A 21,310-nucleotide genomic window follows, 5' to 3' on the forward strand; every position below is an offset into this window, starting at 1 on the left:
ATATGAAAATAAAATCCTTAATCGTTGGTGGATTTAAAGGTGTTCAGGATAAGGTCATAATTCCTCTATCATCGATTACTCTCCTTTTTGGAGCTAATAGCACAGGTAAAAGCACTGTGTTACATGCTTTGTTGTATCTTTATGAAGTGATTGTTGCGAGAAATTTTGACCCTCAATACAGCCAAGTTACCGGTGAAAAACTCTGGCTTGGTGGTTTTCAAAATTTAGTTCATGGGAAGAAAACGAATAACGTTATAACTCTTGGTGCAACATTAGATTTCAGTGATGGTGTTGATGTATGGAATGATTTTTTATCAACAGCCGAAACATGGTTGCTAGAATCACATTTAGGTTTTACTCCTGATGCAACGACTAAAGTTATGTCATTTGAAATTGATATAGAATGGGATAATTTTGCAAAAAAAACTTATATCAGCCGCTTTGAGTGTTTCAGTTGTGATCAGCCATATCTGAGATTTGAATCTCAAGCAGGGAAGCAAGAATCTGTAATCACACACTACTCTCCATTATCTGATTGGCAAGTTAGTGAACCATTTGAAATTAACAATATCTTCGAATCTGGGGAATGGGAAGCCGTTTATATTCCTTCTCGCGATGCATTACCTCCACTAATTAAAAGAATAGATTTATCAAATTGTCCTTTTGATTGGAGTAATGTCTTTCCTGAACACCCACTTGCGGCGCAAGTTTTTGCTGAAGCTGCACTTTCTCAGTCATCTTTAGCTCCCTTAAGGATATTAGGGCGAAAATTATTCAACTTATTACATATTGGGCCATTACGTGTTGTTCCTTGTCGCAATTTTATTTTAGAGGAAACAGCTACACCGGCGCGTTGGTATGATGGTTCAGCTGGCTGGGATCAATTTGCTTATGGTTCAGAATCACTGAGAAAACAGGTTAATGAGTATTTCGGTAAGTCATTTTTAGAATCGAACTACATTTTCGATATTCAAAAAATACCTGATGAAACAATCAAATACCGACAGGTGATATTGAAAGAGACTCAAACATCAACCAATTTAAGACCATCAGATGTTGGAATTGGTGTTTCTCAGGTATTTCCTTTTATTGTTGCATGTAGCATTAATCAAGACGCTATCATCTCTTGTGAACAACCAGAACTGCATATTCATCCCAAATGGCAATTGAGTTTAGCTGACATGATACTTGAATCATGTTATCAAAATTCTGGTCGCATGTTTCTTATTGAAACTCATAGTGAACATATTATGCTACGACTATTAAAGCGTCGGAGGCAAACGGCGGATGAGGTGCTTTCTGTTGATGACCATTTCTCTTGTTTCAAGCATGATGTTCAAATCATTTTTTGTGAGCAGGTTGATGGAAAAACCATATTTCGAACAATAAAAACAACAGATGAAGGTGAGTTTGATAGTTATTGGCCGAATGGTTTTTTTGATGAACGAAGAGAGGAACTATTCTGATGTTGCATCTTGAATTCGCTATTTCTCCATCTGCTGTTAATACTTTATCTGATCTAACTATTATTCAATCTCGATTTGGTTATGCAAAAGGAGCATTGGTTTCTCAATTCCCTAAAGGATGGTTTCGAGAAGTAATTGAAAGGTTAAATTTACAAAATGAAATGCAAAAGAAAAAAGCTGAAGAAAAACTTAGAATTATTAAGGACCAATCGCTGATCTCTCTATCAAGGGTATACAATGGTAAAACATGGTTAGAAGCAGCGGAAAACAGCCATTCAGAAGAACGATTTCACCGAATTATTGATACTTCAGCTGTTGCCAATGAATATATTAAATCAATATTAGATGATCTTGATGATGATGATTTTAAATTTACTACTGAATATCAAAGAAAATCAACATCTTTGGCTTATGCTGCAAAAGCATTGTTGATTAATGCAGAAAAAGTGACTCTTTTCGATCCGTATATATGCTCGACAAATATTGGATCAATGAATGTTTTAAATCAACTGATGTTATATTGTTATAAATCAGATGTTGAGTTTTATATTTTTAGTGATGAAGATAGAAAACCTTCATGGAATGAGCGAAAGGATAAACTTGTAGAAATAGTAAAAACAATGCCAAAGAATATCAAGCTCTATTGGTATTCAGTTAATGATAATGGTTCTGGATTGATGCATAAGCGAGGATTGTTTACATCTAAGGGTGGTCTTATCTATGATCGAGGATTTCAAGAGCCGAGAGATATAGACCAACAAAAATTATTTACAGATATCGCGCCTATGCCACTACAAATGTTCGAGGCAGATTCTCAATTATATAACTCATCAACCAATCATGAAAATTTCAGAATTGTATATCAATGGTGTTCACATTCTTAATAGTCAGTAAACCGTTTGAAGCACTTAGTTTGCACCAAGTGCTTTAATTCTAATAACTAATCCTTTTCGTCGGCACAAACCCATTCCGCCCTTGTAGCCAGCGACGAGCCTCTTCTACCGTAATCAGTACCTGAGCACCTTCTTTTATAAATGACAACGGATCAGTCTTACTGAATTGAGCATTACGAACACTACGAATATTACTCATGCCTGCCAGTAAAGCTAACTCAACGAGTGTTAAGTGCCGTCTATGTGTATCTGGATACCAACCGGCAGATAAAGGAACAAGGCCATTCCGTGCATCAGAATGAGGCAAGGGATCAGGATTATCTTCGGGGCTATAGTCCCCATCAAAATCCCATCGGTAGTTGAGTTTAATTCGAGCAATAAACTTATAAATTACTTTGATAGCTGCTTGGTTCAGCGGTGTTTCATCATATTCAAGTATCGGGTTTGCTGCGGTGATCCATTTTGCTAAATCGCCCAACATATCTGACAAGTGGTATTCAATAACGTCTAATGGTTCGCCTAGTTCGGCAAACAGATACATTGGGTAGATATATTTCCACATCAATGAGTTTTCGAGCAATTTGATTTGCTTGGGCTCACCAAGAAAATCAATGACACCACAGCTCGTATCTGCCTCTCCGTGTCCGTGTGCGCTGTTACATAAGATCTCTAAAACAGAAAGCATTTCATATACAGAATGCTGTAACTGATCTTCAGTAATAGGGAGCAGGTTAGCATTCTTCTTGATGGTTACACCAACTTGCATTGAGTATTTCCTAGCTGAGTTCTTCTGCCGAAAATAATAGCACAAAATATGTAATCTAAAAGTGCATATGTAGTTATTGACTACACATTGGCTTGTGTCCTATTGTAAATATGTACTTTATGAATACATATGGAGTTGCCATGTTTAAGCATGAATCAGTGGCGAAAGCAGAAGTTAAAGGGGCGTTCCGCAAAGCAACCCAACGCTATGACGAGTTTTACAAAAAGCTCAAAACTGGACTCGTGAAGTTCAACTCACGAAAAAATCATCTGCGTTATATTGAAGAATTAGCGCAGTGCCGTGGTGAATTCATGCTCGATCATCGGGTTTGTCACCATCATTCAAGCTGGCATTTCCAGTCAGTGATGACATCGCTTGAGACAGAGTTTCATCATCTAAACAATATCGGCAATATGTGTTGTTTGGTGATTGATGGGTGGGATAGCCGGAAAATGATGAAAGGGGATATTAAAGGTCATCGTCGATTTTTAAGCCGGTTATTTTTACATGAGCATTTCCTGATCCGCATCGTGCAGCGATTAGGGCTGACGGGTATCAAGAATATCGGCAAGGTGCTATTCCCGCTTTTTAGCTACATTTTGCGCGAGAATCTGTCATTTTGTTTATTAGGCAATGACGTACATTTCGTTATGCCCGGTTATGTGCTGGTGGCAGAAAAACTGCCCAATAATTACGGGCTCGTATTCAAAACCATCTTGATGCGTGAGCATTTTAGTGCAGCTCAGCAGGCGCACTATAACCCTGCCTATCAAGTGATGATTAACCAGCAAAGTGACTGTGTGATGTTGAACGGTGATACTGGCCATTTGGTCGCGATGCATTTCGATGAGCCCGGCATCAATACAACATTATTAAACGAATCATTCTGGATGCGCGACGTTTTATCAGAACTGGCACCGTGCGCTTAATCGACCTATTTAGCAGGAGTTTTATATGTTATTCGAACAACACACCGCAAAAATGAAAAATTATCAGTCAACTTCAGACCATCAATTACCAGCCAATTTAAAAATGGCGGATGACGGTAAGCTGTCTGTCTATTACGCACCATTTGATTACATCAACCATGATGCAAAGATAGTGATTTGCGGTATTACACCAGGCTATCAACAAGCCGATTTAGCATTAGCAGAAGCACAAAGACAGCTGGTAGCAGGATGCTCGCAGGAAACAGCTAAGCAGAAGGCAAAAGAGACGGCCAGTTTTGGTGGGCCTATGCGTAGCAACCTGATTGCTTTACTTGATTATATTGGGGTTAATCAGTTACTAACACTTGAATCGTGTGAACAGCTTTTCTCATCGCATGCTCACTATGTGCATTATACATCGGCGTTACGTTATCCGGTGTTTGTCGATGGTCAAAACTACAGCGGCACTCCGGCGATGTTGAGTCGTCCATTACTGAAACAGCAAATCGATCAATATCTGGCAGACGAGGTAGCTTCATTACCTTCAGATTGTCTTTACATTCCACTAGGCCCAAAGGTATCGCAGGTATTCGACTATCTAGTCAAACAAGGCAAAGTCAAAGCAGAGCGTGTGCTAAATGGCTTACCGCATCCGTCTGGCGCTAATGCCGAACGGATCAGCTATTTCCTTGGCCGCAAAGCGAAAGAGAGTCTCTCTGCCAAAACCAATGCAGAGCAAATTGACTCAGTTCGCCAGCAGTTACTGAATCAGATGGCTCAGTTGATCCATACCGCATAATCAAGCACACCATATAGACGTTTAAACTAAGGGATATAACGATGAGTTTTTTACAAATCGAATTAACGCAGGGCAATATCAACCAGGGGCATTTCTATTTACAAGATTGCCATCATTTTTTTCCTGCAGCTTGCTTGGGCGGTAAGAACAAATCATTAGCAGGTGTTTCTGTATCTGTGATGTTCGATGGCACAGGTGAATCGGTGGAAACCGATATTGATGCAACCAAACGTTTATTTCGGGGTGCTAGGGGACAGAGTAAACGCTTCCTCTCGTTTTTCAACTGCAAAGCAGGAGATACGATCTATATTCAGCAGGACGTTTCTGGAAATTATCGAGTTTCAACCAGAAAACCGCAGTGAGTTTAACGAATTATCTCAAACAGACTTGATTTAACTAGGCGTCACCAGAGACTATGGACTCATCAGAAGTGGATGCAATGATTGAGACCGTAATGAAAAATATTCTGGTGGCAGTGACTGGAGCCAGCCCACAGGTATTAACCGAGACGTTATATGCACTCTACACCCAAGGGAAAATCTTTCCCCAAGAGGTGTATGTCATTACCACACAAAATGCGAAAGACATCTTAGTCGAAGGGCTTTTTCACGATGGTCACTGGCAACGCCTGATAACGGATTATCAGATGCCAGCCATCAAGTTTGATGAAAGTCATATCTGGCTGATTGCTGATGATGAGGGCAGGGTGCTTGACGATGCCAAAGCAGAAGCCGATCAGACCATCATGGCCGATTTCATTACCCGGAAAACAGCTGAGTTAACGGCAGATCCAGACTGTTCCGTTCATGCGTCTTTGGCTGGTGGACGTAAAACGATGGCATTTTACATGGGCTATGCCATGTCATTATATGGCAGAGAGCAAGATGCGTTAAGCCATGTGTTTGTGAATGATGAGTTTGAGTTCGTTAAAGATTTTTATTATCCGACCCCATACGACAATGTGATCACTGGCAAAAAACCGGGAGACACGGTGAATACCCGTGATGCGATTGTTACGCTGGCCGAAATTCCGTTTGTGCGTATGCGCCGCCATTTTGAGCAAGATTTACTGACACACATTCAAGATGCCTCGTTTTCTAAAACTGTTGCACTCATGAATGCAGCGCAGCAGGCGGATCATCTGGATGTCGCCATTTCCTATAAAGCCCGAACTGTGAGTGTGCTAGGTGTCGATATCAAATTGTCAGCAAAACTACTGGCGCTTTATTTAATGATCGCTGAACAACCCAATCGCACCATGAAGCTGAGCTCCGCATTTCAAAGCAGCATCGAACCGACTAAGCAATATTTAGCGCATTTCTTTCGTTTGCAAGGTGATGTGCGTGTCTACAACACGTTTGGATTGGAAGATGAAGGTGACTGGCAACATCAGCGTTTTGAAAAGTTGAAACCGCTGACACCGAAATTTATTCAGGAAGTATTGAGTCAGTTACACAAAAAGTTAGCGGAGCATCTCCCTGTAGAAGTGGTTGATAAGATCAAAGTGCATTCTGATGGCGCAAAGGGTGGGAGCACCTATTTCATTAATGGGCAGCTAATCGTGGCGCTAAACAAACCCTAAGCATCGCTGTTTTTGCTTGCTATTTCCGTGATTTGCAAGCTTATGAAAAATTACTATGTCGCAGAGCGAGTATCTTTTGCTAAAGAAAGATACTTATCAAGGCGGCAAAAACACATGATGTTGATCATTGAAAAAGACAGCGTTACCGATATCGTCGGATTAAAAAGACATTACAGCATTTGGACTGATGGCAGCATGGTGCCTGTTAATTTGTTCGAAAAAGTAGAAATGGTGATGTTGATTAGCCCCAATTTTGAGCAGTTGGAGCAAATTAAAAAATCAAACATGACCGCCTGTAATGTCTATGTTGCGTTAACTGCGTCAGCTGATCAGTTAGTTAGATTCAATGCCGAATGCAGTGGCTTCCGCGTGATGACTTATGATGTGGGCGATGAAAATAACCTGATCAAAGCCATGCTGTCAGTCTTCAACGCCAAGCGAAGTTTTGGCGCTGACTTGGCGGATATCAGAAAGCTTTTCAGCAAATCTAGCAATATTCATTACAAGCACGTAAGCAGCCAAATAACGGCTGAATCTATTCAAAACATTCAGCTTGCTGGTAATGCGACCTCTATTGTATCTACTGTCTTTTATGACGCTGCATTTTCGTTTGAGATACTCGAGAACGTATTCACATGGCTGAAAGATCGATTTTCCACTGTCGATATTGTCGCTTCCTATTCCAGTGATGCAGCTGCATCGCTCGGCTTATTCTTAGCGTTGGATTAACACGCACTCTTTTTATGTGGTTACTGATGTTTATCGCAGTTGCCAAAATGAAAACATTCATTTTGGTTCATATGGCGCTGAGACTCATTTAATTGTAAGCTTACGAAAAGTAATGTTTAGGCTACATGGGTGATATTAGGTGTAAGCCAATTCCTCCGATTAATCATCAGCATAAAACTGCTAAGGATGACACTCGTGCCACTACCACCATCACCCGTTGTACTTGAGTGCCCCGCTTGCCATTGGACGAAGCTCGTTGCCCCGCAAAGTGATTGTCTAACAGATCGATCTTACTTGATTGATCAGTGTCCCCAATGTGGGAACGGAGAGATTAGGCGGCGCAAGCCTGACCTAGTAGAAACAATTAATTGTAAATTTAAAGATGTATTTAACCGTTAGTTTAGCTATCGGTATCGTAGTATAGCTTATCCATCAGGTCGTATTTAGTTTTAATGAGAGACTTATAAATTACTGATATTAGATTAAAGGTTGTTAAAAAAATATGAGTCTCTTGGGTTTATGGAGGTTACAAAATAAATCTAACAATCTATTGGTTTCGTGTGGAATTGTTTAATGTTTGATTGTAAACGTGTGTAACGTTATGTTTTAACTGGTTTTGTAGTTGGCTGAAATAGCATTGATGAATAATAGCCCTTGAATAACAACAATATGATAAGGAATGTTAATGAATAATAATTTGAATTACCCTTATTTGCTGGCTGTCCATGCCTTGTGTGTCGATGGTCAATTGCACAAAAATGAACTTCAATTTTTACAGTCGCTAGCAAAAACAATTGGCATTGAACCAGCTACAGAAGCAGCAGCAGAATTAATCTTAGCTCAAACAGATCAGCATCTGAATCAGGATATCATTCTACAGCGAATCGTTCCTGAACAACGATTATTGGCTCTTTCGTTAGTTGCGTTAGCTACGCATTTTGATGGTGTGTTAGACCGAACAGAACAAAGATTGCTGGAGCAATTAAGACAGCGATGGAATATCAGCAATGATGTTTTTGAACAAATACAGAGTCAGGCCTGCAAGGAGGCTCAACGCTTAATTTCAGAACTAAAAACAACTAGCCGTAACGAAGTATCGACTGGTGCCAAAATGCTAAGTGGCTTGGAAACTGTGCTAGGCAAAACTGTCGTTGATCGTGTAGTAGGTGTTTTAGGTTCCGAATCAATGAAGGAGCGTATTGAGGATTACCGCATTGAAGCGCTGTTATCAGGCCCTAAATATGACAAGGCCATCAGTGAGTGTCGGGATGTGGGTTTACGCGATATCGAAATAGCAGATACGTGCTTGCATGCAACAGTCCATGCATTGAAAGAAATAGAGTCAAAGCTAGATGCTCAGATTGCAGAAATTCAGTTACAAATTGGGGATAAACCCGCACAAGCTGCCCGTGAGGCTCTTCGTACAATGAGAGAGGATCGTGCAGAAATTATTAGGGTAATAAACCAAGAGCTACAGGAATTTCAGGAGCTTCAGATCAAGAAACGCCGCGCCATGAACTATTACACGATTGCATTCATGGGCCGCAGCAAGGCTGGTAAAAGTACCTTACATGCAGTAGTTACTGGTGGTGGCTGGGATCAGATCGGTGTTGGCCGTCAGAATACTACACGCTTAAATCGAGTTTATGAATGGAACAACATTCGTATTATTGATACACCAGGTATAGCTACGCCCGGTGGTGAGGAACTAGAATCAGTGGCTGAAAGCATAATTGATGAAGCAGATCTAATCTGTTTTGTGGTCACTAATAACAATCAGCAAACTTCTGAATTCGAATTCCTTAAGCAGTTAAGACGTAAGGGGAAACCACTGCTTATGCTATTGAATGTAAAAGAAGACCTGAGTCATCCAGTACGTCTTAAACGTTTTTTAGAGAAGCCGGAGCAAGCATTTTCGGAGGACAAAGATCGCCTTGGTGGTCATATCGACAGAATTCGTCGTGATGCAGCAGATCACTATGGTACATCTAGTTTTCCAATCATTCCAGTGCAACTTTTGGCTGCGCAGATTGCACAACAACAGCCTGAGCACGAACATGCAAAAACCCTAATGAAATCCAGCCGACTTCAGCACTTTTTGGATTCCGTTAGGTTATCACTGCTTGATGAAGGCCTGTTACGGCGTAGCCAAAATCTGCTGGGCAGTACAGTGACTGATATTGAGCGTCCTTTTCACTATCTAAACGCTCGTTCAGAATTCTATATTAAATTTTCTAATGAAATTTCCGAGAGAGCCAAAGATAGCGTCCAACGGCTTAAAAAGGCACAGGATGATCACGCTCGCCAGCTTGAACAAGATCTTCGTGGCATATTTGCAGCTTTGCAACAGGAAGTTCCTGACTTTGCGGAGGATCACTGGGATGACTCGGAGAGTAGTCTGAATGATGCGTGGTCAGATGCAATTCGTTACTTTGGTATGGAGAAAAAAATTAATGATGCACAAGAGAATTCACTAATAGCATTTTCTAATGATATGAAGGAATTGCTTGACGAAGTAAATCAAGAAATAAATCTACAGAGAAAACTCTCATATTCGTCTAACAAATTGGATGAGCAAGATTCTAGTGTTTGGTTTAGCAAGACTTTGCAATGGGGCAGCGGTCTGGCTGGGCTTGGTATCGCCGTAGTTGCACTAGCAAATTGGTGGAATCCTGCGGGATGGGTGTGGGGTGCAGTGGCAGCAGTTGGTTTTATTGCATCTCTTTTTGAATCTAAGGCATCTAAGCGCCGAAAGGCTGTTGCTAAAATATCTAGCGCACTAGAGTCTCAAATTGAGAAACAGGAAAAACAGATCGTGGAGGATGCTTTGATGCATTTCAGAGAGCAATGCTTCCTAGGCGCAGCCGAAGTGAAAGAGTATTTTCGGCTATCCAGCGATGGTCTAAATTTTGTCGGTAAAACACTTGGAAATGGTGCCGAAAAACTGCAAGAACAAAGCCGTATTCTGAATACGCATTTTGCCGCACGAATTATTGATTTTGCTGGCCATAAACCATCTGAATCCTCCGCACAGGCATTACGGAATCAAATTAACGAAGTTCGCCGTAAGGTAGGAGAGAGCATCAACATTGAAGTGTCCTCTAAAATGAGAGTGCCAAAAAATATGAATATTATCGAGTCTGTGATTCAAGAAAAAATCACCCTTCAAAAAGCCGGAGTTTAGTAATGACGATTACAGCGGCCGTTCACGGCCAGAAATTTGAAAGCATCCTTGCTCGTATGGGCGAATTACTAGCTGCTCCAGTGCTTAAAGAAAGATGTATTGCTACTAAGCTAGAGCAAGATTTGAAGGTGTTCCGTGAGCGTGGATTTTTAACAATTGCGTTTGTCGGGGAATACAGCGCAGGAAAAAGCTCTCTCATTTCTGCTCTCACAGGCAGAAGAGATCTGGCAATCTCGGCAGATATCGCAACAGACCAGTGTCGAGAATATGAATGGAATGGTGTCAAATTGATCGACACTCCTGGTTTATGGACAGAGCGAAAAGACCATGATGCACGCACTTACGAAGCCATCGCAAGAGCAGATCTTTTAGTATATTGCCTAACCTACAGTTTGTTTGACACTACTACCTTAGCTAATTTCAAAGAACTAGCGTTTGAACGTAATTATCAAACAAAAATGCTGTTGCTTGTAAATAAGATGTCCGCTGAAGCTGGCGATGTCGAGCAGCGTATTGAACACTACAATGAATCATTAAGGCTATCTTTTGAGCCACACGATTTATCGCAATTTCCAATTGCATTTTGTGATGCAAGAGATCAACTTGACGGTGAGGACGAGCATGATGAGGAGCTGAAAGCTCTTAGTCGCTTCGATAAACTAACCGCGTTACTCAACAAATTTATCGATGCCAAAGGTGCAATGGCTCGCCTAGATACACCGTTGAGGATCGTGCTGTCATCCTTGGACGAAGTAACGGAATTTTGCACACGCGATGATGGACGTGATGATCAACAAGTTCACTTATTGAAAAAATTGACCGGTGTAGTAACAAGACAGAGACGAGCGCTTTCAATAAAGGTTGAAGGTGAAATATCTAACCTAGCTTACAGTATTCAGAAAATAGGTAGTAGCTTCGCTAAAGATATCGGTATCAATCCTGATCTTCAGTATGAACTAGAGCAATCACAATATAAAATCGAGGCATTGTGTCAACAATCGTCAGATTTGCTTCAGAAAGAAGTTGAAGCAGCTGTTGAATCACTACGTGAGGAAATGGGGGAAGAGTTTGAAAGCCCTTTAATGGCTGACTTTATTGGCTCTGCAAATACTCATACCGATACCAGCGAGCCTCAGACTACAGATCTATCAGGTGGTCTCAAAAAGAACGTCGCAATGTTTAAAAAAATTGCTGATACCTTAGGAGTGAGCACAGGGAAAAGTTTGGTAAGTGCTTCTCAAGCCAGTAAATCTGGGCTAGCTACAGGAATTCGGACAATTGGGAAATGGGTTGGCTTCAAATTCAAACCTTGGCAGGCTGCTAACTGGACAAAAAATTTGACCAATGCAGTACCATATATTGGTGTCGCATTAAGCGTATTATCCTTGGCTTCTGATGTTGCATCCGAAGTAGAGGAAGCAAATAATGAAGCGAAACTCAGAGAAGCCAAAAGGGATTTACTTAACCACTTCAATAACGTTGCAGAGTCTGTGAGTATGGAGATTCGCAAGGCTAGTACTGACGCTATGGATGGGATCTACGGCCAGGTAGAAGCTGTATTGTCAGAAATGAAAGCGACCTATGAAAATGAACTGGGAGCAAACAACGCGACTATTCGGAATGTTGCGATTTTGCGAGCTGATTGTGAGGACTTATTGAAATTGATTTGATGATGGCTGCCATTTTATTAGCTTATGAGGTGTCAGTAGCTAAATTTTTCAATGAAGCTGTATATTATTATTTATTATCAAATTGATGTAAAAGTCAGTAAAAACCGCTTAGTTTAAGGCTTGGCGGTTTTTTTACTTTAGTACACAGGATTGTAGAACAAAAAATAAGCAGCCACATCAAACGTAGTTACAAATAAAAATAATAGTAATTCGTACTTCTATTATTAATGTGCAACCTAGTTCTGGTTGGTTTTATTTTTATTTTCACAAGTTACTGACTGAATCTGATCAGAAAAGCGACTGTTCAGCATTTATTGAATTTTTGCTACAGGCAATAGAAGACAGTTTACAGGAAGCTATCAGCACACAACCAGATGTTGTGTCGGAAAAAACGCGGGTAGAAACGCGGGTAGAAATGCAGGTAAAAACACCGGAACAGATCCTGTTGTTGTTACAGCGAAACCCTCATATGACACTTTCAGAAGTGGCAGACGCTATTGGCAAATCAGTCAGTACTGTCGAGCGAGCCGTAGCTAAATTGAAAAAACAAAACAGGCTGGTTTATCATGGGCCTAAAAAAGGCAGTTATTGGATATGCCAATAGCATTATCTAAGGTTTTGTTCTTTGGGTCACAAATCTATAATGGACGTAGATTTAATGGGCTGCTATTGAACAGCCCACGTTTCTTATCTATTACTGCACCCAAATGACCGATATTGTGGATTTATATTTTTGCTTTTAGCTTTTGCCATATAACTAATTCGATATATAAATCTATCCAGATTTAAATTAAAATCTGGTTTGTTGACATCGAGGTAATAGCAAGGGTTTTCAGGGAGGTGCACTAACTCTCTAGCTAAATCAATATGCAATCCTAATGCACTACTCCAAGCAGACATAATTATGTAAGCCAAATTGTTTATGCCAGTGTATTGCCCTAAAAATGCATACGTATCCTTGTTCAATAAGATAAATGTGTGATAGTGATCTTTATGTTCATTGTTTTGCTCTTTGACCCAAGCATATCTTAGTGTACAAGAATGAACTCTAGTACCTGTACGTTTCCTAGCGTTAATATCAGAAATAATTTTTGCTTCTAAAGAAGAAAAAAATCTAGATATTACTGACGAGTCAGTTTTAGCAAATGATGTTGGCATGTCATGCTCCATTAGAGGAGCATGACACCCTAATCCAGGAAGTCTTAGATCAATCCTGATTGCAAATGTTCTAGGGTGTTCATTTACCCCTTTATTTATTACATCCATCATTCTTGATAAGTATGATGGAGTTAACTCTCCATGATTGAGGTTGATGTTCTTATTCATATGAATAACCTTATTATCAGAGATATACATATTTAAATACTCTGTACTGAGTAATAGATACACATATATATTACCAATCCGACAAATAAATAATGCCATACTCAGGCTAAATCTATTATTTTCAAGGGAAAACTCAATAAAAAATAGTTGAAATAAATTCCACTTAAACAAAAATAACTCTGGAGTTAGTTTGTGATTGTAAATCCAGATTGTATATAGGGTATATTAGGGTTTTGACCTATACCTATATAGTTTGTTTTATGAGCATTCCATAGCCAGATTCTGTTTTGTTGACAAAGAATGTTCAATAAAAAATCAAGTCGTCTCTTTTCTCTAAACCTATTAGGGCCATATTGGAGTAAATGGTTTTTTTTGAAATATGTAATTCTATTGGTCATGCAGAAGTTGTTAATCCAAAGAAATAATTCATTGGACTCTAATTGCATGCTTTGCTCTTCATTTGGTACAGAAAAAACTCTAATATACTCATTTAAGTACCAGCGGCTGAGATGTATTGCACTAGTCATGACTTGTCGTGATATATCACCATCATTACCAATAAAATAGTGAATTAATGCTGCAATCCTTGCTGCGTTATCTGCTACTTTTGACGCATAATCTCTAAAATGATAAAGATATCCATCGGGTAAAAGTTGGGACTCTATTTCATTAAAATAGTCTATCCAGCATTTTTTGGCTTCATGATCGAGGTTAAGCGTTATTGGATCTTTATCTTCATGTAAGATCGATTTCATTCGTTCATGAAATACCTGCAAGTGTTCGGTAGATGTTACGGGGTTAGTAATATACCTAGTGCCTTGTGTACTAGGTGGATAACAGAATAAAAATCTGGCTAAAAAGCCAGAACCTCTAGCATTTTCTCCTTGACGAATTAGATAGGCATTTAAAACGCTACTTTGAACCAAGATCGACATTGTCAATCGTGCACCAGTAATATGATGGCTAGGTATTGTTTTTCTTTCAGTGGAATAATCTGAACCATCCCATAATTTATTGAGAAAAGAAAGGTCATCAACTATCTTGGCATTTAGTATAGTACCTCCTTCATCAGACATTATGCCTATAGACTTATTGTGCTCTCCAAGATAGTGTTTGATTGCTGCTGGTGTGGCATCATTAAATTTCATCTTTTTTCTTTTGGGGATTACTGGTTTTTCTATAAAAAGCTCTTCAAGCTCTTTCGTTAAATGATCATGTTTTTCATTGCTGTTTATTGCTTTTTTTATTTTAGATGCGATTATTTTCTTTTTTTGTTCCCATGCAAATTTTTTTGCATCAAAGATGGCTAATTCCTTTTTATATGCATCTAAGAGCATGTTTTCCATTTCCTGGATCGGCTCCATTAATTTATTTTCTGTGCCGGTTTTTCGTTCTCCTGAATCCCCAACAGACATTACGAATACAGAACATGGGGAGATCAAACCCTCCATGCGGCAAACATTTACTTTGTTTTGGCATACCAATGATACGACACCTATCGCTAAATTTGCTACCATATCTAGTGGCGCTTTTGTCTGATTGGCAGTTTCATAGATAGCATTTGAAAATATCGGAGGTAATCCATTTACCGGACACTCTTTATAAGGGATCATGGGATTCATTTTTGTTACCTCAGGTTAATTAAATAAATTTTTGTTTCGAATTGAGTGTAAATAGTCTTCAACATCATAAACACTCCATACATGTCTATTGCCTAGTTTATTTGGTTTAACTAAGCCAGAGGGTAACCGATCTTTACAAATCCATTTTCGAATGGTTTGTGGTTTGGTGTTTATTATTTCTGCCAAGTCTTTTATGTATATTAAATACTGACCATTGGTTATATAGGGTTGCAAAATAGAAATGTTATTCATTTGGCCATCTCCTCTGCTGAGGTTACGGCAAATAAACTGGGCTGTAGAGGAAATATGGAGAATAGAATGAAAATTAAATCATAGAAGGGATGAAATGAACAATGATTAACTCTGTCTCCGGGACCATCGCTATCGGAGGATTTCGAACCACTCACATCTTTTTTTACAGTTTTCCGGCAGGAACTAGTTCTGCAGTTAGAACCGCTAATATGTAAAATCCGTTTACATATTGTTTTATATGTTAATGATAACACTTTCGATCTAAAACGATTAATTATATTACGGCATTTTGCCTGTGCTTCATTCAGTATGCTGTTTACTTCTTGCATACTTAGATTTCCAGCAGATACATGCTCCTTCTGAGTTGTTGGCTTTGCTGCTGATAAAATATTATCAGCACACAATTCAAGTTCAGTCATATCACTTCCTTCTGAGGGTAGTTAACAGTATTTACAGAAAGCATAGTTAATACTCAATTAAAAAGTCAAGAGGAAAAATGCTAGGTAATCATATATACATCTAAATCAACAGTACGTGTATTTAGTACAAGGTTATAACTTGTTAAATAATGCTCCAAATGGGATTATTTTACTGAGAAGTAAATGAATCCATTCCTGACTGAATCTCAAAATATTAAATTCATTAATATCATTAGGTTAATAGTCATGTATGGTTGCCTGTTCTAATATCCAAGCCTCTATCCTTACATGCCATTTCCTGAGTAAGTCGAGAGGTCTTCTCCGATAATGTTTTTCGGCTAGAGCGCTAGGTTTATGTCCCATAATTTGGGCTACGATACCTGTTGGTACTTCAATCCATTCGGTCAGTGTACCAAAACTTCGTCTCAAACCGTGTAAACTGAGATGAGGTAGTTTTCCGCTTTTTAGGGCTCGATTGTGAGCAATGCGTGGTTCGACAATTTTTCCGCTTGCACTTGCTTTACTAGAAAAAACCCACGGGTTTTGAGTTCCATCAGGGAATGTTGAGTGAGGGAGTTTTTTGAGTAAATGGGCTACATATGGTGTTAGTGGTATGATTCGTTCACCTTCAATTTTGTCTTTGATCCGTAAACTTTCCCAGTCAAAATCCACATCCTGCCAACGTAATGACGCTAGCTCTTCTCTACGAGCACCAGTTAGTAATAGTGCTTGTAAATAAGTTGATTGCACTGGATTGTTCAGTTTTTTTATTTCTGTAAACCAAACATCTAGCTGTTCTTTCTGCAAGCAGTCCCCATCTTTACTAAGTGATCGAGGGACTACTTTTCTGACGTTATCATCTTGAATTTCATCCTGTTTTATAATTCCTCTGTATTTTGGTTGGCAATTAAGCCATCGAATAAAAGCTCGTAGTAATCTGTATGCATGTGCGGTGGTTGTTGGTCTGGTTTGTCGTTCTATGCTTAGCCAATCGGCAATTTTAGAAGCCGTTATATTTGACAGAGGTAAATCAAGAAAAAATGCTAAAGGACCTGGAACTTTTACACCTTCACCCCGTCTTTTTTTGTCTCCTCCTGGATTAGATAGGTTGAGATGATCTTCAATATACCTACTTGAGTAAGGGCGCTTTGTTTTTGAGCTAATGCCGGTTTTCAATTCTGAAATATATTCATCCCAAGCTTCGTGAAACAATACTTTACCTTTACGTTTCTCAATAAAACGAAGATTTGCCTCCGCTAATTTCTGCGCTTTTTCTTCTCGTGGATCAATACCGGTATCAATGAGCGTTTGCAAACGACGAGCTTCCGATCGAGCATCATCAATTCGCCAATCATTAACCTTGCCAATGGTCATTCGAATAGTTTTACGAAGAAATATGCCTTGAAAAATAAAACATTTCATATTTTTCGTTACACGACACGCAAGCATAGGAACATCAGAATCCCAAAGGAATGACTGGTCTTTACCATCAGGCAATGAGAATTTTCTGATGCGATCTGTAGTGAGTTTTTGCCGTGACATTCTACGTCCTCTTAAATATAGTTACATAGTGCCATGTAACAGTATATGTAAGTGAAATTTATCAATAAATGTGATCGTTGGTCAACAAATATCCACATGGATTTTATTATAGTGCATTGAAAATAAACAAATTAAATATAATTTTCATTGTGTTTCAATATGTTGATATTAATTGATTTTCGGATTCGTAATGCGAAGGTCGCAGGTTCAACTCCTGTTACCGGCACCAGTTAAATCAATGAGTTACTGATTGGTTGATTCCTTGTTTCGTGTATTTTTTGCTTCATACCCCTCTCCATACCCCTCTCCATACCCCTCCGATGTCATTCAATGAATACCAGCGTGTTCGTTGCTGATTGCCAATACCGCTGGTGCGAGTGTGGCACTCTCATTAGGTCACCCCAGTGAGCCGTGACCTAGCTAGCACGTTGGTGATGCTGTAATCCCCCTCTAATGCCATTCATTGAATATGCGACTTCCTGATCTAAATGAGGGGCCATATTTGCACTTGTAGAGTCGTTGTAGCTGTTTCTCGTACTTCTTTTCTGATGTAGCAGATTGGTTAGCTATGGCAACTCACTGAATGCGTTACTGAAAAATGAACTTTGAAGTTGTTTCTTACAATGCATGTGATTCACATCACAATTCAATTTCAATATTTTCCAGTCCTTTGGAATCTCTATCGTATCCGATCTGTGTCACAAAATTGGCTCTGCTGTACCACAATAATGATTCCAAGGTAAAAGACAGGAGTCCAGTATGTTGGAATCAAGTAAAGTCCCAGCGCTAACACGAGCTATAGAAATTCTTAATCTGATCGCTCGTATTGGCCCCTGCAGTGCGGCGACCATTATTGCTGAATTAGGCATCCCCAAAAGCACTGCATATTTATTATTGTCTGAATTAAAAATGCATCGGTTTCTTCGGCTTGACTCAAATGATAATTATTGTTTATGGACTAAGTTAGTTGAATTGGCTGGTCATGCACTTAGCAAAATTGACTTGCGCGAAATTGCTCGCAAGCCACTTACTGATTTAATGGAGGATACCGGATTATTGTGTCATCTCGGGATCATCGATAAGGATAACGCTTATTACATCCTGAAAATTGAATCTGCTTCCACCATTAGTGTTCGCTCACATGAAGGTAAAAGTCTCTCTTTATATCGTTCAGGGATCGGTAAATGTCTGTTGGCATGGCAACCCGAGACTTTACGAAACAACATCATTAGTCATTTAACCTTTGAGCTGGCTACTCCTACAACTATATCTACGCCTGAAGCCTTCAACGAAGAGCTGAAACTGATCCGTACTCGCGGCTGGAGTTATGACAACGGCGAAGATTATGCCGATGTTCGTTGTGTCGCTGCACCCATCTTTAATACTGATAACGAATTGATTGCTGCGATTTCAGTGGTGGGGACAAGCCTGCAAATTAATGAAATCAATCGTGAACAATTAGCCGAAAAGGCCATTGTTTGCGCGAAAGATATATCCCGTTTATTAGGATGGAAAAGCATCCCCAACTTAAAAGTTTCCTGAAAATAACAAGGAGAACAACATGGTATTGCCAAAAATTAAAGAAGTTCGAGCTTGGTTTACTGGTGGCGCAACTGCGGAAAAGGGCGCCGGTGGGGCTGATTATCACGATCAGGGTAATCATCATTGGATCGATGATCACATTGCCACGCCGATGAGCAAATATAAGCAGTATGAACAGTCAAGACAGTCCTTCGGTATTAACGTTCTTGGTACGTTAGTTATCGAAGTGGAGGCCGATAATGGGCAGATTGGCTTTGCTGTTTCCACTGCTGGAGAAATGGGCTGTTTTATCGTTGAAAAACATCTAAATCGATTCATCGAAGGGAAATGTGTCAGCGATATTAAATTGATCCATGACCAGATGCTGGGCGCCACAATGTATTATGCCGGATCTGGCGGTTTAGTGATGAATACAATTTCTTGTGTGGATTTGGCTCTCTGGGATTTATTCGGGAAAGTAGTCGGCTTACCCGTTTATAAATTGTTGGGGGGAGCAGTCAGAGATGAAATCCAGTTTTATGCAACAGGTGCCCGACCTGATTTAGCCAAAGAGATGGGATTTATTGGTGGAAAAATGCCAACGCATTGGGGCCCTCATGATGGTGACAAAGGCATTCGAAAAGATGCAGCAATGGTTGCAGAATACCGGGAAAAATGCGGCCCTGATTTCTGGCTGATGCTCGATTGCTGGATGAGCCAGGATGTTAATTACGCGACAAAACTGGCCTATGCTTGTGCGCCATACAATCTGAAATGGATTGAAGAATGTTTACCTCCTCAGCAATACGAAGGTTATCGTGAATTAAAGCGAAATGCCCCTCCTGGCATGATGGTGACCAGTGGCGAACATCACGGCACACTGCAGTCTTTCCAAACTTTGTCAGAAACAGGCATTGATATTATGCAACCTGATGTTGGTTGGTGCGGCGGGTTAACCACTTTAGTTGAAGTGGCTGCGATTGCAAAAGCCAGAGGCCAGCTGGTTGTGCCACATGGTTCATCCGTTTATTCACATCATGCGGTGATCACATTTACTAATACTCCATTTAGTGAGTTTTTGATGACCAGTCCTGACTGTTCAGTATTACGGCCACAATTTGATCCAATTCTTATTAATGAACCGGTTCCAGTGAATGGTCGAATTCACAAATCTGTGCTCGATAAACCCGGTTTTGGTGTGGAACTTAACCGGGATTGTAAGTTGAAACGGCCTTATACCCACTAAAACGAGAAGTCACGGCCTGCAGGCTGGTTTTCAGTGGCCGTGACAGAAAATATATTACTAGAGGATCCTGCTATGATGACCCAATTGGATGTTGTGGTTAAGAAGAATCGCGCCCGTTTGATACCATTTATGCTAGCTCTTTATGTACTGGCATTTCTGGATAGGTCAAATATCGGTTTTGCTAAAGAAGCCTATCAAATAGACACGGGGCTAAGTAATGATGCCTATGCGCTTGGCGCCGGTATCTTTTTCGTCGTATATGCATTTTTGGGTGTTCCGGCCAACTTATTGATGCGCCGTTGGGGAGCAAGGAGATGGATTGGCAGTATCACAGTGATATGGGGATTTTTATCAGCCGGAATGGCTTATGCCGACACTGAAGCCAAATTTCTGATCGTCAGAACATTATTAGGTGCTGCAGAGGCTGGTTTTTTCCCTGGGATGATTTATCTGACTTCGCTCTGGTTTCCACAACAAAACCGAGCCAGCATCATGGGGCTCTTTTATATGGGTGCTCCCTTAGCCCTGACATTAGGTTCCCCTCTTTCTGGTGCATTACTCGAGATGCATGGCTTCATGGGAAATCCTGGATGGTACTGGATGTTTATGATTGAAGGTCTGCTAGCAGTAGTAGCAGGTTTCTTTACCTTCTATTGGCTGGATGATACACCGCAATCTGCTCGCTTCCTGTCTAATGACGAAAAACAAGTTCTTTTAACTCAACTAGCCAGTGAAGAGGAGAAGAAAGTTGCGTCTCATATTAGTGAAGCCATCAGTAATCCACGTATATGGCAGTTGGCGTTAATTTATCTGACGATTCAAATTGCGGTTTATGGCCTGATTTTCTTCTTACCAACTCAAGTAGCAGAGTTGATGGGCACTAAAGTTGGGTTTATGGCCTCAGTAGTTACAGCTATTCCCTGGATCGCTGCATTGTTCGGAACCTGGTATATACCACGTTACTCCGATCGTATAGGTGAAAGACGAAATGTAGCTGCACTGACCCTGCTTGCAGCCGGGATTGGAATTGGCGTCTCAGGTTTGGTGTCACCCTTGCTGGCAATTCTGGCACTCTGTGTTGCAGCGGTCGGATTTATCGCTGTCCAACCCGTATTCTGGACAATGCCAACTCAACTCCTCTCAGGTACAGCTCTGGCTGCTGGTATCGGTTTTGTAAATCTCTTTGGTGCTGTCGGTGGCTTTCTGGCCCCCATCATCCGCGTAAGAGCCGAAGCCTTTTTTAATAACAGTGCGGCAGGTCTTTTGACGTTGGCCGGGATCGCAATCGTGGGTTCATTCATCATCTTCAGTCTTCACGTTGTACGTCCTGAACCTTTAGCTTGTAAAGCTACTCAACATTAAAT

19 protein-coding genes are annotated in these 21,310 nt (G+C 40.2%); 13 read left to right on the forward strand and 6 right to left on the reverse strand.

Going from position 1 to position 21,310, the window contains the following annotated elements; genetic code table 11:
- Positions 1 to 2 precede the first annotated feature (2 nt).
- Positions 3 to 1,466 (forward strand): DUF3696 domain-containing protein, encoded by a 1,464-nt coding sequence (locus TOLA_RS05925; RefSeq protein WP_012729379.1) that lies wholly within the window; start codon positions 3 to 5, stop codon positions 1,464 to 1,466.
- Positions 1,466 to 2,350 carry a hypothetical protein gene (locus tag TOLA_RS05930; protein WP_012729380.1) on the forward strand — a complete coding sequence of 295 codons (885 nt, stop codon included), beginning with the start codon at positions 1,466 to 1,468 and terminating at the stop codon, positions 2,348 to 2,350. Before TOLA_RS05925 ends, TOLA_RS05930 begins: the two co-directional genes overlap by 1 nt.
- A 49-nt stretch (positions 2,351 to 2,399) precedes the next feature.
- Here the strand turns inward: TOLA_RS05930 and TOLA_RS05935 are convergent, their stop codons facing one another.
- Positions 2,400 to 3,125, reverse strand: coding sequence for a hypothetical protein (locus TOLA_RS05935; protein ID WP_012729381.1), 726 nt, complete (start codon positions 3,123 to 3,125; stop codon positions 2,400 to 2,402).
- Between the two features lie 140 nt (positions 3,126 to 3,265).
- Here TOLA_RS05935 and TOLA_RS05940 point away from each other — a divergent pair, with 140 nt between their 5' ends.
- The 8 genes from TOLA_RS05940 (at position 3,266) to TOLA_RS16885 (ending at position 12,622) form a co-directional block, all read left to right on the forward strand.
- Positions 3,266 to 4,054, forward strand: a complete 789-nt coding sequence (locus tag TOLA_RS05940) for a hypothetical protein (protein WP_012729382.1) — start codon at positions 3,266 to 3,268, stop codon at positions 4,052 to 4,054.
- A 25-nt stretch (positions 4,055 to 4,079) separates the two neighbouring features.
- Positions 4,080 to 4,853, forward strand: coding sequence for a hypothetical protein (locus TOLA_RS05945; RefSeq protein ID WP_012729383.1), 774 nt, complete (start codon positions 4,080 to 4,082; stop codon positions 4,851 to 4,853).
- 41 nt (positions 4,854 to 4,894) lie between these two features.
- The gene (locus tag TOLA_RS16325) at positions 4,895 to 5,215 is read left to right on the forward strand and encodes a hypothetical protein (protein WP_012729384.1); all 321 of its coding nucleotides are present in this window, start codon (positions 4,895 to 4,897) and stop codon (positions 5,213 to 5,215) included.
- Between the two features lie 77 nt (positions 5,216 to 5,292).
- Entirely contained in the window at positions 5,293 to 6,435 is a 1,143-nt protein-coding gene (gene csm6 / locus TOLA_RS05955) for a CRISPR-associated ring nuclease Csm6 (protein WP_218916122.1), read from the forward strand.
- 114 nt (positions 6,436 to 6,549) lie between these two features.
- Positions 6,550 to 7,164 carry a hypothetical protein gene (locus TOLA_RS05960; protein ID WP_012729386.1) on the forward strand — a complete coding sequence of 205 codons (615 nt, stop codon included), beginning with the start codon at positions 6,550 to 6,552 and terminating at the stop codon, positions 7,162 to 7,164.
- A 685-nt stretch (positions 7,165 to 7,849) separates the two neighbouring features.
- Positions 7,850 to 10,348, forward strand: coding sequence for a GTPase (locus tag TOLA_RS05965; RefSeq protein ID WP_012729387.1), 2,499 nt, complete (start codon positions 7,850 to 7,852; stop codon positions 10,346 to 10,348).
- A gap of 2 nt (positions 10,349 to 10,350) precedes the next feature.
- A complete protein-coding gene (locus TOLA_RS05970; RefSeq protein ID WP_012729388.1) occupies positions 10,351 to 12,018 on the forward strand; it encodes a GTPase in 1,668 nt (555 codons plus the stop codon).
- 415 nt (positions 12,019 to 12,433) lie between these two features.
- The gene (locus TOLA_RS16885) at positions 12,434 to 12,622 is read left to right on the forward strand and encodes a winged helix-turn-helix domain-containing protein (protein ID WP_281054815.1); all 189 of its coding nucleotides are present in this window, start codon (positions 12,434 to 12,436) and stop codon (positions 12,620 to 12,622) included.
- A gap of 83 nt (positions 12,623 to 12,705) precedes the next feature.
- Here TOLA_RS16885 and TOLA_RS05980 read toward each other — a convergent pair whose 3' ends face one another.
- The 5 genes from TOLA_RS05980 to TOLA_RS05995 form a co-directional block, all read right to left on the reverse strand.
- The gene (locus TOLA_RS05980) at positions 12,706 to 13,344 is read right to left on the reverse strand and encodes an inovirus Gp2 family protein (RefSeq protein WP_041609730.1); all 639 of its coding nucleotides are present in this window, start codon (positions 13,342 to 13,344) and stop codon (positions 12,706 to 12,708) included.
- A 185-nt stretch (positions 13,345 to 13,529) separates the two neighbouring features.
- A complete protein-coding gene (locus TOLA_RS05985; protein WP_012729390.1) occupies positions 13,530 to 14,966 on the reverse strand; it encodes a YfjI family protein in 1,437 nt (478 codons plus the stop codon).
- Positions 14,967 to 14,981: 15 nt separating this feature from the next.
- Positions 14,982 to 15,218 (reverse strand): helix-turn-helix transcriptional regulator, encoded by a 237-nt coding sequence (locus TOLA_RS05990; RefSeq protein WP_012729391.1) that lies wholly within the window; start codon positions 15,216 to 15,218, stop codon positions 14,982 to 14,984.
- Positions 15,215 to 15,637 carry a hypothetical protein gene (locus TOLA_RS16655; RefSeq protein ID WP_012729392.1) on the reverse strand — a complete coding sequence of 141 codons (423 nt, stop codon included), beginning with the start codon at positions 15,635 to 15,637 and terminating at the stop codon, positions 15,215 to 15,217. Before TOLA_RS16655 ends, TOLA_RS05990 begins: the two co-directional genes overlap by 4 nt.
- A gap of 237 nt (positions 15,638 to 15,874) precedes the next feature.
- Positions 15,875 to 17,179 (reverse strand): integrase family protein, encoded by a 1,305-nt coding sequence (locus TOLA_RS05995; protein WP_012729393.1) that lies wholly within the window; start codon positions 17,177 to 17,179, stop codon positions 15,875 to 15,877.
- Positions 17,180 to 17,938: 759 nt separating this feature from the next.
- Here TOLA_RS05995 and TOLA_RS06000 point away from each other — a divergent pair.
- The 3 genes from TOLA_RS06000 to TOLA_RS06010 all read left to right on the forward strand — a co-directional run bounded on the left by TOLA_RS06000 (position 17,939) and on the right by TOLA_RS06010 (position 21,308).
- Positions 17,939 to 18,721, forward strand: a complete 783-nt coding sequence (locus TOLA_RS06000) for an IclR family transcriptional regulator (protein WP_012729394.1) — start codon at positions 17,939 to 17,941, stop codon at positions 18,719 to 18,721.
- A gap of 19 nt (positions 18,722 to 18,740) precedes the next feature.
- Positions 18,741 to 19,946, forward strand: coding sequence for an L-rhamnonate dehydratase (gene rhmD / locus TOLA_RS06005; RefSeq protein ID WP_012729395.1), 1,206 nt, complete (start codon positions 18,741 to 18,743; stop codon positions 19,944 to 19,946).
- A gap of 72 nt (positions 19,947 to 20,018) precedes the next feature.
- Entirely contained in the window at positions 20,019 to 21,308 is a 1,290-nt protein-coding gene (locus tag TOLA_RS06010; protein WP_012729396.1) for an MFS transporter, read from the forward strand.
- Positions 21,309 to 21,310 lie beyond the last annotated feature (2 nt).

This window comes from Tolumonas auensis DSM 9187 (assembly GCF_000023065.1).
In the GTDB taxonomy this organism is placed as follows: Bacteria; Pseudomonadota; Gammaproteobacteria; order Enterobacterales; family Aeromonadaceae; genus Tolumonas; species Tolumonas auensis.